We start from the raw sequence: 14,356 nt of genomic DNA, 5'->3' as shown, positions 1-14,356 counted from the left end.
CGTCTTGGACGTGGGCCGGGACGGGGTCTTGGACGTGGGCCGGGACGGGGGGTAACTGCTGCCTGCCCCGGGGCGCCGGCCCGCCTCACCCCCGCTGCCGCGCCGGATACCGCCCCCGCAGCGTCTCCCGCAGCGGCAGCAGCGCCCCCGCCCCCGTCGTCACGGCCACCACCGCGACGATCAGCACACCCTGGACCGCGGGCAGATACGGCACCGTACGAGCCATCGCCAGGCTGAACGCCAGCAGCGGCACCGAGGCCACCCCGGCCCCCACGACCAGCCCCGTCACCGCCGTGGCCGCCGCCTCCAGCCGCAGCATCCGGCGCAGCTGCCGGCGCCCCGCCCCCGCCAGGCGCAGCAACCGCAGTTCGGGGCGCCGTCCGATCGCGATCAGCGACAGTGTGCTCAGCACGGCGATCACCGTGAAGGCCCCCACCGCCGAGACCGCCGCCGCCGAGACCACTTCGCCGAGCGCCCGGTCCTCCGCCGCGACCTGCACCGGCTCGGGCCCCCGCTCCACACGGGCCCCCGCCACCGCCGCCACCAGCGCCTGTTCCACCACCCCGCGGTCACCGTCCGATGCGGTCCGCACCAGCACGCGTCGCCCCTCCCCCGGACCCGACACATGCCGCAGCAGCTCGTCCCGCGCGAAGAGGAAGTCGCCGAGCGCGAGCGACCGCTCGTAGGTCGCGACGACCCGCAGCCGCGCCTGCACCCCGTCCCCGAAGCGCAGCGTCACCGTGGACCCGGGCCGTACGTCGAGCGACCGCGCCCGGTCCTCGCCGACCGCGACCGTGCCGGGCCGCAGCGCGCGTACCGTCCCCTCGCGCACCCCCGGATCGAGCGTCTGCGTCAGCCGCTCGGGCGTGACACCGAGCACCGGCAGCCGGTCGAGCTCGGGCGAACCGGCCGCCCGCCGCGCCAGCACCACCGTGCCGGGTACGACGTCCGTCGCCGCCCGCACCCCCGGAACCCTCCGGATCCGCTCCACCGCACCGGCCGGCGGCCCGCCGTCCGCCCGCACCGCGAGATCGGCCCGGAGCGCCCGGCCGGCCTGCGCCGCCCCCTCGTGCGTCAGCGTGGCACCCGCCGAGAGCTGTACGCCGATGAAGGCGGTGACCAGCACGATGGGGGTGATGGCCGCACCCGAACGGCGGGCCGCCGCCGTGCAGTTGGCGGCGGCGAGCCACCCGCCGGGCCCGCCGAACCGCCGTAGTGGCGCCCCGAGCAACCGCATCGCACCTTCGGCGATCCACGGCCCGAGCAGCGCGCAGGCGATCACCATCGTCACCGCCGCCGCCCCGGCCGCGGCGGCCGCGGCCTCGCCGTGCAGCAAGGTGGCGGTCCCCGCCGAGCTCACCCCCATGGCCAGCAGCACCAACCCGGTGACCTGGCGCCCCTTGCCGGGCGCCGCCTCGCGCAGCGCCTCCGCCGGCCGCACGTTCGCCGTCCTGGCCACCGCGATCAACGCCGCGAGACGCGCCACCAGGACGGTGACTCCCGCGGTGACCAGCGGCGCGGGCCACAGCCAGGGCGGAAGGGGCAGTTCAAGGCCGGCGGGCAGTGCGCCGCGGGCGTCCAGCAGCCCGCGCAGGGCAACGTACGCGGGGAACGCGCCCGCCGCCCCCACCAGCGCGGCAAGGGCCGCCACCCGCCCCACTTCCCTGCCCACCGCACCGCGCAGCTGCCCCGGCGTCGCCCCGACCGCCCTCAACAGCGCCAGTTCATGGGCGCGTTGCTGGAGCGCCTGCACCACCGTGGACGACACCACGAGCAGCGCGATCAGGACGACGGTGGAGGCCACCGAGCCGAGCAGCATCAGCAGGCCCGTGCGGGCGGGCCCGGCAGCCAGGAACTCGGGGCCACCGCGCCCGTCCCCGGCCAGTACGCGCAGCGCGGCCCGGTCACCGTCCGCGCGCCGCCCGACGCTCTCCAGACCGGCCGCGTCCAGCGCATGCCGTACCCGCGTATGCAGCTCGTCGGTCCCGACGCCGCGTTCGGCGACGATCCCGATGGCGTCCAGGGAGCCCGGGTGCCCGGCCAGCCGGCGGGCCTCGCTCCCTGTGAAGTAGACGGTGTCACGCGGGCCACCCGCGACCCCGACGACGGAGTACACGGAGTTCGCAGAGTTCCCGGAGTACGTCGCCCCGGCGCCACCCGCACGCAGCGCGATCCGTTCACCCACCCGGGCCCCGCCGCTCACCACGACCTCTCCGGCACGCTGCGGTGCCCGCCCCTCCCATACGGCACCGTGCGCCAGCCGGGCAGCGCCCCAGGGCCGCCCGGTGGCTGCCTTCCCCCCGCCGAGCCCTACCGGGAACACCTCGTCGGCGATGGCCACCCGCACCCCGGGCACCTTCCGCACCACCGCGAGGGCCGCCTCCGGAACCCGCACCCGCTCGGTGAGCCCTGCCTCCGCGGTCTCCGGCTCGCTGCCCCACGGCTTGGCGGTGAAGCGGGTGTTCTGGTCCCCGGCGACGACGAGATCGGCAGCCGCGTACCGCTCCACGCGCGGATGCCCGAGCGCGGCCGAGGCGAGCGTGAGCCCGAACGTGCCGAGCAGCAGGGAGGTGAGGACGAGGGCGGCGAAGACGGCGGCCCATGCCCGGCGATGCGTTCGCGCGGCGCGGGAGGCGAGGAGCCTGGTCACGCTCATGCGGCGCACCCTTCACGCCCGTAACGCTGCTCACGCCCCAAGTCCCGCATGATCTCGTGCACTTGGGCCGCTTCCGGTCTCTCCAGACGGTCGACGACCCGCCCCCGTACGAGAAACAGCGCCGCATCCGCCCAGGCGGCGGCGACCGGATCGTGAGTGACCATGACGACGGTGTGGCCGTCGCGGTCGACGGCCTGCCGCAGCAGGGCGAGCACGTCCTGCGCGGTGGCGGGATCGAGCGACCCCGTGGGCTCATCGGCGAAGACGATGTCGGGCCCGGTGACCAGCGCCCGGGCGATCGCCACCCGCTGGCGCTGCCCGCCGGACAGCTCCGACGGCGCGGCCTCGCCCCGCTCCCCCAGCCCGACGGCCGCCAACCCCCGCCGGGCCCGCTCGCCCGCGTCCTCGCCCCCGAGCAGCAACGGCAGGGCGACGTTCTCCACGACGCTCAGCGACGGCACGAGATTGTGGGCCTGGAACACGAACCCGACGCGCTCCCGCCGGAGCCGGGTGAGCGCGGCCTCCTTGAGCGAGGACAGCTCCGTACCGCCGATGCGCACCGTCCCCACCGTCGGCCGGTCGAGCCCGGCGGCACACTGCATCAGCGTCGACTTCCCGGACCCGGACGGCCCCATGACGGCGAGAAACCGCCCACGCGGCACCGCGAGATCGACGGGATGCAGCGCGACCACTCCCCGCCGGTACTCCCGCCCGACCCCGGCCAAAGTGAGCGCATCGGGTGTGCGTTCCAGGCCCAGGTCCCCCCGCTTCGCACCGGTTGCCGCGGAACCGCACCGCCGCCCGAACATACGCACGCCCTCTCAGTGGTCGGACAGATCGCCAAGCCACCGAGAACGCTAGAAACGAATGCGGGCGCCGGGGAGAGAGCACGGTCCCGTCCTGGTGGTGTAGCGGACTCCACCAGGACGTGGGGGCCAACGGGCCGTTACGACCGGGCGGCGCTGATGCAGAAGGGCTGGCCCGACGGATCCAGCAGCACCGTCCAGTGCGCACCGCCGGGCTGATGCTCCGGCTTGGTGGCGCCGAGTGAGATCAGCCGCCGCTCGGCCGCCGCGACATCGTCGAAGGCCAGATCGAGATGGAAGACGAGCTCATCCGCCGGCCAGTTGGGAGCCTTGAACTGCTCGGCGGTGTAGAAGACATAGCTCGTCGTGCCATCGCTGATCATTGCCGCGGTGTCGCCGTAGGTCTGGGTGACCCGCCACCCCAGCGCGGCCGCGTAGAAGTCGGCGAGCGCCTTGCCGCTGTGGCCCCAGAAGGCGGCGCACTTCACCCGGGCCGCCCGGGTCGCCTTGTCGAACTCTTCGGTCATGCCGTTCCCACTCCTGTCTCCCATCGATGCGAGCGACGCTACGAGCCAACTAGGACGGACGATGACCTAGGCAGTGCGGCTCGGGTCGTCACGGCTGGCCGGGGCGCGCTGCGGGGCCGATCTCGGGGTGCAGGCCGGCGTGTTCGGCGATGCGGCCCGCTGATCCAGGCGGCTCATTAGGCTCGGCCGGTATGAAGAATGACGCGCACCCAGGTCCGCCGAGCGGCACACCCCAGCAACGGATCGAGCAGTGGGTCGCTTCCGTATCCCAGCGGCTGGAACGTCTTCGGAAGATCCATCTCCCCACCGGTTTTCCGTTCGATCTTGCCCCGGACTCGCTGGAACCTCTGGAGGTCTTCCTGCTCGGCAGGTTCCGGGAGAAATCGGTGCCGGATGCCTCGGGGATCGCCCTGGACGCCTGCGCCTACGTAGGGGAGATCATTCTCGACACGATCGGCGGCGAGTGGGCGTGGGCCCGTACGAAAATGTACGGGCCGCAGCCGGTCATCGGGCTCGACCCCGCATTCGCGGAGGACCGCGTAGCGGCCCTGGCAAGGACCTACCCCCACGTGGTGGTGAAAGACCACGTAGTGCCCATGGCGATGATCGACCACGCCTGCCGGGCGGGCAGTTGGGGGACGGACCTGATCGAGTCCCACCGCCATCTTCTGGGCATGGCCGAGCGCCACGCCCAGAAACACCCCGGTTGGCGGCCGACGCGGCGCCCCACACCCGGCGTGGACGCGTTGCGTGACCTCTCCCCCGGCTACGAGATATCTGCCGTGAACGAGACCGGCTCGGACATTTACGCGTTGCACGACTGGCTCGAAGAGCTGGAGACGCTCTCCGAGGCGATGGAATGGCCCCACCCGGAACGGGACTTCACCCCCGGCTCGCTTGCCGGTGTGGAAGCCGAACTGCTGCAGGACCACCACCGCGACACCCCGGCTTCGGACGATGACAGCTTCCATGAGTACCCGGCCTACCTCGGCGAGGTCCTGCTGCGGCTGGCGGGCGGCCGGTGGGGCTGGTACGCGGATCCCGCGCTGCGTTCCGACGGCACCGCGGTGATCATCCCCGACCCGGCCCTGGGGCTCGATGCCATCGCCCCGCGGCTGGTGGCCCATCACGCGATCCGGGCGCGCACCGGGCGGGAGTTCACGGCCCTCTACGACAGGGTCCGGGAGGCGGTTCAGGCGTATCGGGCGGGGCATCCGGGGTGGGAGCCGGTACGGGGAGAGGTACCGGAGAGGCCGGACTGGGGGGACAATCCGCGGCTGAACACCTGGCTGGCCGAGCGGGAGGCGGCCTTCCCCGCGTGGGCCGAAGAGGCCGGCGGGGAAGAGGTGTGGGACTTCTCCGCGGAGTCTCTGGACCGGCTCGAAGCACTGGTGCGGGAGATGTTCAGCACCTATAAGGACATGATCGCCCGGGAGGACGAGCCGTTTCTTGTCGGCGCGGCCTGGTACTACGGAGAGGTCCAGGTCAGGCTGTGCGGAGCGGTATGGCAGTGCCGTCCGGAAGCCGAAGAGGACCTCCCCAACGATCCATTCCTGGTCAAGGGCGAGGACGCGGACGCGGACTCGGACACGGACACGGACACGGACGCGGACCCGGACACGGACACGGACACGGACTCGGTTGAGGACGACGAGTACGACGAGGATGTCGAGGACGACGAGGGGGTTTGCGTCGTCAGCTCTCCGCCCGACGAACTCCGCGCGCTGCTGCGGCGGGGAGAGAAGTACAGGCTTCGGGATGTCCTGAGCCGCTACAGCCAGGGCTTGTCCCAGACGTGTTCGCGCTTGTCATAGGGGGAGGGGACATGACGTTCCAGGACCACATGCGACGCATGGGCGCGCGGGCGCTGGAGGCGTTTCCGGAGGCGCTCAGACCGCAGATCTATGTGGTCTCGTTCCGGATCTGGCGGAATGACTCGTTCGACGACCGCCATCCGTATCTCGCGATCGGCTACAACACCGAGGACGAGCTACGACGGGTGCCGGCAGAGCAGCGGGACCCTGATCCGGATGAGGCCCGTTGGAACTACGCGTGGTGGCCGCTGGACGAGATCGCCGGGGTCATCGGCCACGATCCGGCCGACCCGACCGGAGCCGCCCTGCACACCGCCGAGGTGAAGGAGCTCGGGCTCTGGTACGAGGACGACGGGGGCGACGAGGGCGAGGCCGATGACGACGATGACGACGAGGTGAGCGTCCGGAACGAGTTGCTGGAGTTGCACTTCGACGAGGCCTGCATCGACCTGGCACGGCATCTGCACTCCAGCGGCCGGATCACGGAGATCCTCGGCCGCCCCGTTCCGATCGTGCTCTTCGACATGTACCGCGCGGGGTACGAGGAGACCCTCACCGAGGCGGCCAACCCGCCCGAGGTGGTGGCGGATTACCTGGCGTGGTGCAGGGAGGAAGAGGCGGGAGAGGCCGGCGAGGCGGAAGCGGGAGAGGCGGCCTGACGCACGTGGGCCAGTGCGGCTGTTCGGGCCGGCAGCGGGGGCACCACACCGCCCCGCGCCCCGCGAGGCGGGTGCGGCGCAACGCCTCGCCGCAGCGCGGGCACACCGCACCGACGTCGTCACGGTGCCCCGTGATCCCTATCCCTGACCCAGGACCGTGCCGACGAAGGCCGCCAGTCGGGCCCTGATCCGCTCGCGGTCCATCCCCTCCTGGCCGACGAGGTGTTCGACCAGATCGGCGCGGGTGGCGGCCAGCAGGGCGTGCGCCGTGAAGTCGCTCTCCGGAGCCGGACCGGCCGCAGTGCCATCCCCAGTGCCGTCCGCAGGGCCACCCGCAGCACCGTCCGTCGCGTCGCGCATCCGCTCCAGCAGGTCCCGCAGGATGCCGTGCCACCACGCGTAATGCGCCGCCTGATACGGGCTGCCGCTGCCGGCCTCCTCCAGCGCGAGGGAGAGATGCCGGTTGTCGAGCTTGAAGCACAGGACGGCGTCGAGCAGCGCCGGTACGCGCTCACGCGGCGGGGCCGAGGGCCCCAACGGGGCCGGACCCGCCTCCACGGCATGCCGCAGCGGCTCGATCCGGGCTTCGAACACCGCACGGATCAGACCGGTGCGGTCGCCGAACCGCCGGAAGAGCGTGCCCTTGCCGACGCCCGCCGCCGCCGCGATCTCGTCCATCGACACGCTGCGGGGGCTCTCGCTGCGGGCGAAGAGCTCGTCGGCCGCCGCCAGAACGGTCTCGCGGTTACGGAGCGCGTCCGCACGCGCCTTGCGTTCGGCCATGATCAGCCCTCCCCTTTACGAAGCGGACCGACGGTCCGTATAGTCGAAGTCAAGCGGACCAGCGGTCCATATAGCGCCCCAGTGTAGGGGCGAGGAGGCACCCCCATGAGCACCGGCAACACCGCACCGACCGCACCACCCACACCGACAGACCTCTACCGCCACGGCCTACGTCTGCTCCTCGACAAGGACATCGACGGCTGGGTGGCGCTGTGCGACGACCACGCCGTCTTCGAGTTCCCCTTCGCCCCGGACGGCTTCCCCAAGCGGCTCGACGGCAGGCCGGCGGTCGCCGCGTACATGCGGGACTACCCCACTCACATCGACCTCCAGGACTTCCCCCACCTGGAGATCCACCGGACCGACGCCCCGGACACCATCGTCGTCGAAATGCGCGCCACCGGGCGGATCGTGGCCACCGGTGCGCCGTACGAGATGGCCTACATCGCCGTGGTGACGGTCAGGAACGGTCGCATCACGCACTACCGCGACTACTGGAACCCCTTGGCCGTCCCGGCCTCCATGGCCGAGGTGAAGTCGTCATGGGCGACGTCGTCATGAGTGAAGTCGTCATGAGCGACCGCGAACCCATCCTGGTCACCGGCGCCACCGGCAACACCGGCAGCCGCCTCGTACCCCGGCTCACCGCGCTCGGAATCCCCGTCAGGGCCGCCGGCCGCCACCCCACCCAGCAGGCCGGCGCCCGGCCAGTCCGCTTCGACTGGCACGATCCCGCCACCCACCACCGCGCCCTGGACGGAGCGGCCCGGCTCTACCTCGTGCCGCCGGTCGCCGCACCCGACCCCGCCGCCGTCATGCTGCCCTTCCTGGAGCGGGCCCGTACGGCCGGTGTGCGCCGTGTGGTGCTCCTCAGCTCCTCGGCCCTGCCCGCCGGTGGCCCGGGGGTGGGCCAGGTGCACGCGGCGCTCCCGGACCTGTTCGACGAGTGGGTGGTGCTGCGGCCCTCCTGGTTCATGCAGAACTTCACCGGCAGCCATCCGCACGCCCAGGGCGTCCGCACCGACGGCACCATCCTGACCGCTACAGGCACGGGCCGTGTCGCGTTCGTCGACGCGGACGACATCGCCGCCGTCGCCGTGCACGCCCTCATCGACGAACCGGCGCCGCCCGGCCCCGACCTGGTGATCACCGGCCCCCAGGCCCTGAGTTACGACGACATCGCCGCCACCCTCACCGCGGTCACGGGCCGGCCGGTACGCCACCGACCGCTCACCTACGAGCAGCAGCGCGACCGGCTGGCCGCCGAGATGCCCGAGGAGTTCGCCGCACTGCTGGCCGGCCTGGACCGGGCCATCGCCGAGGGCGCCGAGGACCGCGTCACCGACACCGTCGAGCGCATCACCGGCCAACCGCCCCGCAGTTTCCGGGCGTTCGCGGACCAACAGGCCTGGTGACCGACAGACCTGGTGACCATCAGGCCTGGTGACCATCAGGCCTGGTGACCATCAGGCCTGGTGAGGCCGCCCGTACGCCGGCGCCATTCGCTGGGTCACCAACGAGCCGGCGCGCGGGCGGCCGCTACAGGTGTGGTGTGCCGCCGGGTCGGCACGGTGCGTTGCTACCCGGCGGGCGAGTCGCTCGCGGAGGGGGTGAGCACGTGGGCGCGGGCGCCCGGCCTGGTCGGCTTACGGAAGCGGGCCGGCGAGCTGGAGGTGGCCGGAGAGCTGGACACGGCCGGACGGTCGGGGGCGGCCGGGGAGTTCGACCGGGCAGGCGACTCGGCATCGGCCGGAGAGTCGGAAGGGTCCTGGTAGTCGGAGGGGTCCTGAGAGTCGGAGGGGTCCTGAGAGTTGGAAGGGTCCCGGGAGTCGGAGGGGTCCCCGGAGTCGGAGGGATCCGGAGCGTAGGACTCGTCCGGAGCATCGGAGGGATCCCGGGAGTCGGAGGGACCCTGGGAGTCCGAGGGATCGCGGTAGTCGGAAGGCTCCTGGGAGTCGGACTCGTCCGAAGGCTCCACCTCGGCCAGCTGCAGGCTGCCGTACCGCCCCATCGTGGCCGCCGTACCGGCCGGCACGGTGGCCAGGGCGTTCCCGGTGCAGTCGCGGGAGGTCCACAGGACGAGGTCGACGCCGGTGTCGTTGTCCACCTCGCCGTAGGCGTCCCCCAGGCCGTAGCAGTGGTCGTCGCCGGGATCGAGGATCTCGTGCGGCCTGTTCCCGGGCCGGGTGTGGAAGGTGATGACGCCGGTGGCGGCATGGGCGCCGAGCGGGCAGAGCACGGCGAACACCGTGGTGAGGGCCGCCGCGCCAAGGAAAGCGGTCTTGCGTCGCATCTACGGAACTCCTTGTCGGCCAGGGCGGCGGTCCGGCGCCCAGGTCGGGATCGTTGCGGGACTTCGCCATGGGGGGTTCCCGATGCCGAATCGGAATATTCCGTACTTATGACACATTCACCCGACGATCGAGGAGAGCGGCTCCGCCGGGTCACCGTTCCCGTTGTGGCCGGACGCTGCCCAGCCACAGCATGTCGCGGGCCCGGGTCATGGCGACGAAGAGCTGACTGCGGGCCAGTTCGCCGCGTTCGCGGGCGGTTTCGGACGCGGTCCCGTGCTGGGCGTCGGCCGGCCGGCCCGCGTCGTACCGGGGGAGGTATACGCGCTTGAACTCCAGGCCCTTGGCGCGGCGGTAGCTGCCGAGTTTCACGGCCGCGACCGGGTGCCCGTCGTACCTGTCCAGCGGGCAGACCGGGATGCCCGCCCGGGTGAGGAGGCGCTGGTAGCGCTCGATGGCGCGCTGGGTGGGGCAGAGTACGGCGGAGTCGGCCAGCTGCTGGGGTGTCAGGGCGCGCAGTGCGGCCAGCAGGGCCTCGTCGTGCGCGGCCGGGGTCGGCAGCACGGCGCGGTGCACCCGGCCGTCGTGGTAGGTCAGATCGACGTCCCGGCGGCCCGGGGTGGGCAGTCCGTCGAGGTCCTCGAAGGAGTCCTCGGCAACGACGGAGAGCGCGGTGTCCACGATCTCCTTGCTGTTGCGGTAGTTGGCGCGCAGCACCTGCCCGCGGTCGCCGCGGATGTCGATACCGGCGTCCGAGAGCCGGAACCCGCCGGGGTAGACGGCCTGTTGGCCGTCCCCCACCAGCAGCAGCCCGTTGGGGCTGTCGCCGACCAGGGCGTGCAGCAGACGCACCCCGACCAGGGTCAGGTCCTGGACCTCGTCCACGACGACGGCCGTATAGGCACCGTGGCCGGTGCGGCCGGCCGCCTCCGCCAGGGCGAGCGAGAGGACGTCGTTGAAGTCGTGCACCGCACGCTCGACGCGCTCGGATTCGTACGCCTCGTAGAGGGCCCAGACGGCCTGCCGGTGCGGGCGGCGCAGACCGGCGCGGCGGCGCCGGCGGACCAGCGCGGCGTACTCCTCGAAGGAGGCGATACCGCGGCCCTTGATGACGTAGTTGATCTCCTCCTGCCAGTAATGGGGCAGCGGATCGATCTCGGCGAGGCAGCTGTCCCGGCCGACGTGCTTCCAGGCGAGGCTGAAGGCGGTCTCCGCCTTCTTCCGGTGCAGACGGACGGGGACACCGCGGCCGCTGACGTACTCCTGTGCCCAGGAGTGCAGGCTGCGGAACTCGATCCGGTCCGCCACCGCCGGGGCCATGGTCTTGAGGAAGGTGGCCTGGACGCGGGGCAGGTTGTTGGCGAAGGTGACGTACAGGATGCGGCCGTTGGTGCGTTGGGCCAGATAGGCGGCGCGGTGCAGGGCGACGACGGTCTTGCCGGTGCCGGCCGGGCCGCTGATCCGGGCGGGGCCGGCCCAGTTGCGTCGTACCAGTGTGAGCTGGTCGGGGTCGAGGAAGGTCATCCATTGCTCGATGGGGGCCCGGCGCGCTTCGTCGAGCGCGGCCTCCCGCAGTCCGTCGAGGTCGAAGAGGCCGTCGGACGCGGCGTCCGGCGGGCGGGCGCCGACGACCGCGGGCCGGGCGGCGGGCGGGGCCTCGTACTCGGGGAAGGCCCGCGCCAGATGTTCGGCGAGGGCGCGGACCGACTGGACGGACAGCCGGGTGCGCTCCGACAGCAGCGCCGGGCCGATCTCGTGCTCGCCCAGCAGGCGTACCCGGCCCAGCTCGGTGTCGACGCGCTGCCCCGCGAAGGCCATCAGCGGGCGCACCGCCACCGGGGACATCCCCAAGGAGGCCACCGCGCTCTCGGCGGTCTTGGTGACCGCGAGCAGCTTGCGCCGGTGCTCGTCGCGGGAGAATCCGCCGGCGCGCAGCCGGCCGGCCGAGGCCTCGGGCGCGGCCCGCCAGTTCTTGACGTCGATGACGAAGACGCCGCCGGGGCCGATCAGCAGCATGTCCACGTTGGCCGCGCGGGTGCCCGGCCAGCGCCGGTCCACCAGCAGCCGCCAGCCGCGCTCGGTGAGCATCAGCAGCTGGGCGGCGACCCGCCGCTCCCCCTCGCTCGCCGCCTCCCACCGCTCGGCCTGCCTTCTGGCCGCCTGCCACTGTTCGCGTAACAGGCGCTCCTGCCTACGGGCTTCCTGCGCTCGCCGAGATGCCGAACTGCCGGCCGACCTGCCTGTCGGGCTCCCTGCCGCCATCGCTCGCCCCCCTTGCCGCTCGCCCCCGCGTCCACGGGGTCATGAACCATAGGTCGGTGGCACATGACGTGGTAGCGCGCACGGGAGGGGCACGGGCGCATGCTGCGGAAAGGCGCGCGGCCCGTCCTTGTCGCCTCGGGAGCCGGCAAGGACGGGCCTGGACACGGGCGCTGCGGGCCCAGCGCTGCGGGGCTGCGGGAGCTGCGGACTACCCGACGCCCGCGACCGCCCGCTGGAAGATCCGGGCCGCCGAGGTGCCCAGCCCGGTCGGCGCGCCCAGCCACCCCGGCGAGCCCGGCGGGTGGCGCAGCTCGGGCTCGATGTAGCGCAGGCAGCCCCGGTGCCAGATGAGGATGCCGGCCATCCAGTTCTCCAGCTCGTGAACGTATCCGTCGAGCGCCTTGCGGGCCTCCGGCGAGAGGTCGAAGTCGTCGTGGACGACGGGGAGTTCATGGGCGGCGACGTGCTGGAACTCGTGCATGCGCGACGTCATCAGATCATTGATGATGTTCAGCGCGGTCGGGTAGTCGCAGCCGAAGAAGGTCTGGACGACCAGGATGCCGTTGTGGACCTCGCCCTCGTACTCGATCTCCTTCTGGTAGGAGAAGACATCGTTCATCAGGCAGGCGAAGTCGGCGGCGGCGTTCTCCAGTGAGCGCAGGGGGCCGGTGCGGTAGATCTCCGGCGGGACCTGCCGGCCGTGCCCGATGCGGCTCAGGCTCATGGTGAGGTCGGAGCCGAAGGTGGCCCGGCGCATCTCGATGTAGTCGACCGGGTCCGGGACGCGGTTCTGGATCTGGTTGTCGATCTCCCAGAGCCAGCTGGCCGTCATCTTGTCGATGGTCTCGCGGAACATCCGGCGCGCTTCGAGGGTCATTGGTCCCGCCGTACGGGTCCACAGGTCGGCCAGCCCGCGTTCGAGGGCGTTGACCGGTTCGGGTGTGCCGGCCGACGGTTCGAGCGGCATGAACGCGGACAGCCGCTCGGTGCACACCTTGGCGGCGGCGATGTCCCGGGTCCGGCCGAAGACCTGCGGGTAGTAGTCGTCCGCGTAGGTGCCCCAGGCCAGCCACGCCGAGCTCAGGTCCAGTTGCTCCGGGGTGGCGTCCGGGTGGATGCCGGCCGCGCACAGCGCCAGGTCGTGCCGGGCCATCGCGGGCTCGTCCCAGACGTCGGACAGCGGTACGCCGGGCTGCGGGCGAAGGATGCCCATCCGGTGCGCCCAGGCGATGACCCGGCGGCGGGCGCCCTCCAGGTGCGGGCTGAGGGTGGTGGTGAACGGCATATGGATGTCGGGGATTTGAGAGGCGCCGACCTTTTGGTGCGGGACGTGGGTGGAGCTGCGGAAGCGGAGCGCACCGGCCGTGGCCAGGGCCGTTCTGAGGTCGGCCGCCGAGGTGCCCGGTCCGCCGACGGAGAAGGGCGACCAGGGCAGCGAGGTACCGGCCGCGGACCCGCCGCCGTTCATATAGCGGCTGGAGCGCATATGCCATTCATGGCCGCCGGACTGCCAGTCCTGGAGCCCCTTGGCGTACGCCAGCACCTCCGCGCAGGACTTCGGGTCCAGGCCCTTCTCCACGAAGAGCGGCGGGAGTTCGGCGACCACGGTGTTCTCGAACTGCTGCAACCGTGAGGTGATCAGGTCGTTGACGGCGTCGGCGGCCTCCTGGGTGGTGCAGTTCAAAAAGGTCTCCAGCACCAGGACGCCATTGCTCAGCTCGCCTTCGTCCTCCGTCTCCCGCTGGTAGGAGAACAGGTCGTTGCGCAGATGTACGCCGTCGGAGAAGGTGTCCCGCAGCACCCGCAGCGCCCGGGAGCCGGCGACGGCCGCGGGGACCTCGGCGCCGGTCGCGTACTCCACCAGGCCGGCGGACCAGGGGGCGCCGCCCACCTTGCGGCGCATCTCGATGTACTCGACGGGGTTGGGCACCCGGTGGATATTGATGTTGGACAGTTCCCACAGCGATTCATTGAGCAGATGCTCGGTGCTCTCGGCGAACCGCCTCCGCCAGTCCAGGGACATGTGCGGCACGGTGCGCGCCCACAGATCGGCAAGTCCCGCCTCGACGGGGTTGGTCGGCTCGGGTACGGGTGTGGTCAGATCCATCGGCATGAAGGCGGGCAGCCGGTCGAGGTACTCCTTGCCGCCCTCCCGGTCCAGCGTCCGCTTGAACTTCTCCAGGAAGTGGTCGTCGAAGAAGAAGACCCAGACGTACCAGTCGGTCACCAGCGAGAGCGCGTCCGCGTCGCAGTCGGGGTGGGTGTAGGAGCACAGCAGGGCGTAGTCGTGGGCGTCGAGGTCCTTCTCCTCCCAGATGCCCGAGCCCTCCAGCATCTCCATGTCGCGGGCCCACTTCTTGGAATGCGTCCGCGCCGTCTCCAGATGCGGGTTCAACCGCGCCGGATAGGGCGTATAGAAGTTCGGCAGTTCAAATGGCTGCGTCACCGTTGCTGGCCTCTTCCCCATACGTGCGGAAGGAAGGCGCGCTGAACCACGCCTCCCGGACGGGGGCAGCGCTACCCCGCCGGTCGGCGCACTAGGCCTTATGGAGGAGGAG

Annotated in this window: 12 protein-coding genes; 4 read left to right on the top strand and 8 right to left on the bottom strand. The window is 71.9% G+C overall.

Annotation, left to right across the window (positions count from 1 at the left end):
• Positions 1 to 85: 85 nt before the first annotated feature.
• The 3 genes from KI385_RS24550 to KI385_RS24540 form a co-directional block, all read right to left on the bottom strand.
• Positions 86 to 2,656: an FtsX-like permease family protein gene (locus KI385_RS24550; RefSeq protein ID WP_238574286.1), complete on the bottom strand. Its 2,571-nt coding sequence runs from the start codon at positions 2,654 to 2,656 to the stop codon at positions 86 to 88.
• Complete coding sequence (locus tag KI385_RS24545; RefSeq protein WP_425357092.1) at positions 2,653 to 3,465, bottom strand: ABC transporter ATP-binding protein; 813 nt, start codon at positions 3,463 to 3,465, stop codon at positions 2,653 to 2,655. Before KI385_RS24545 ends, KI385_RS24550 begins: the two co-directional genes overlap by 4 nt.
• Positions 3,466 to 3,602: 137 nt before the next feature.
• Positions 3,603 to 3,989 carry a VOC family protein gene (locus KI385_RS24540; protein ID WP_238574284.1) on the bottom strand — a complete coding sequence of 129 codons (387 nt, stop codon included), beginning with the start codon at positions 3,987 to 3,989 and terminating at the stop codon, positions 3,603 to 3,605.
• 191 nt (positions 3,990 to 4,180) lie between these two features.
• Between KI385_RS24540 and KI385_RS24535 the strand changes: the two genes are divergently transcribed.
• Positions 4,181 to 5,803 carry a hypothetical protein gene (locus tag KI385_RS24535; protein ID WP_238574283.1) on the top strand — a complete coding sequence of 541 codons (1,623 nt, stop codon included), beginning with the start codon at positions 4,181 to 4,183 and terminating at the stop codon, positions 5,801 to 5,803.
• Between the two features lie 11 nt (positions 5,804 to 5,814).
• The gene (locus tag KI385_RS24530) at positions 5,815 to 6,462 is read left to right on the top strand and encodes a hypothetical protein (protein ID WP_238574282.1); all 648 of its coding nucleotides are present in this window, start codon (positions 5,815 to 5,817) and stop codon (positions 6,460 to 6,462) included.
• On the opposite strand, the gene KI385_RS24525 is transcribed toward KI385_RS24530, so the two are convergent.
• Positions 6,356 to 6,598 carry a zinc finger domain-containing protein gene (locus KI385_RS24525; protein WP_425357091.1) on the bottom strand — a complete coding sequence of 81 codons (243 nt, stop codon included), beginning with the start codon at positions 6,596 to 6,598 and terminating at the stop codon, positions 6,356 to 6,358. The genes KI385_RS24530 and KI385_RS24525 overlap by 107 nt on opposite strands.
• Positions 6,599 to 6,600: 2 nt before the next feature.
• Positions 6,601 to 7,245: a TetR/AcrR family transcriptional regulator gene (locus tag KI385_RS24520; RefSeq protein WP_238574281.1), complete on the bottom strand. Its 645-nt coding sequence runs from the start codon at positions 7,243 to 7,245 to the stop codon at positions 6,601 to 6,603.
• A 105-nt stretch (positions 7,246 to 7,350) separates the two neighbouring features.
• Between KI385_RS24520 and KI385_RS24515 the strand changes: the two genes are divergently transcribed.
• Both KI385_RS24515 and KI385_RS24510 read left to right on the top strand, forming a co-directional pair.
• Positions 7,351 to 7,806, top strand: a complete 456-nt coding sequence (locus KI385_RS24515) for a nuclear transport factor 2 family protein (protein WP_238574280.1) — start codon at positions 7,351 to 7,353, stop codon at positions 7,804 to 7,806.
• A complete protein-coding gene (locus tag KI385_RS24510) occupies positions 7,788 to 8,660 on the top strand; it encodes an NAD(P)H-binding protein (protein ID WP_238574279.1) in 873 nt (290 codons plus the stop codon). Before KI385_RS24515 ends, KI385_RS24510 begins: the two co-directional genes overlap by 19 nt.
• A gap of 164 nt (positions 8,661 to 8,824) precedes the next feature.
• Here KI385_RS24510 and KI385_RS24505 read toward each other — a convergent pair whose 3' ends face one another.
• The 3 genes from KI385_RS24505 to KI385_RS24495 form a co-directional block, all read right to left on the bottom strand.
• On the bottom strand, positions 8,825 to 9,538 hold the full coding sequence (locus KI385_RS24505; RefSeq protein WP_238574278.1) for an MSCRAMM family adhesin SdrC: 714 nt from the start codon (positions 9,536 to 9,538) through the stop codon (positions 8,825 to 8,827).
• Positions 9,539 to 9,689: 151 nt separating this feature from the next.
• Entirely contained in the window at positions 9,690 to 11,798 is a 2,109-nt protein-coding gene (locus tag KI385_RS24500; RefSeq protein ID WP_238574277.1) for a nuclease-related domain-containing DEAD/DEAH box helicase, read from the bottom strand.
• Positions 11,799 to 12,006: 208 nt separating this feature from the next.
• Positions 12,007 to 14,244 carry a family 2 encapsulin nanocompartment cargo protein terpene cyclase gene (locus KI385_RS24495; protein WP_238574276.1) on the bottom strand — a complete coding sequence of 746 codons (2,238 nt, stop codon included), beginning with the start codon at positions 14,242 to 14,244 and terminating at the stop codon, positions 12,007 to 12,009.
• Positions 14,245 to 14,356 lie beyond the last annotated feature (112 nt).

Origin of the sequence: Streptomyces inhibens (genome assembly GCF_022221585.1) — a bacterium.
GTDB lineage: Bacteria > Actinomycetota > Actinomycetes > Streptomycetales > Streptomycetaceae > Streptomyces > Streptomyces inhibens.
This window is presented reverse-complemented; position numbering and strand designations above follow the sequence as displayed.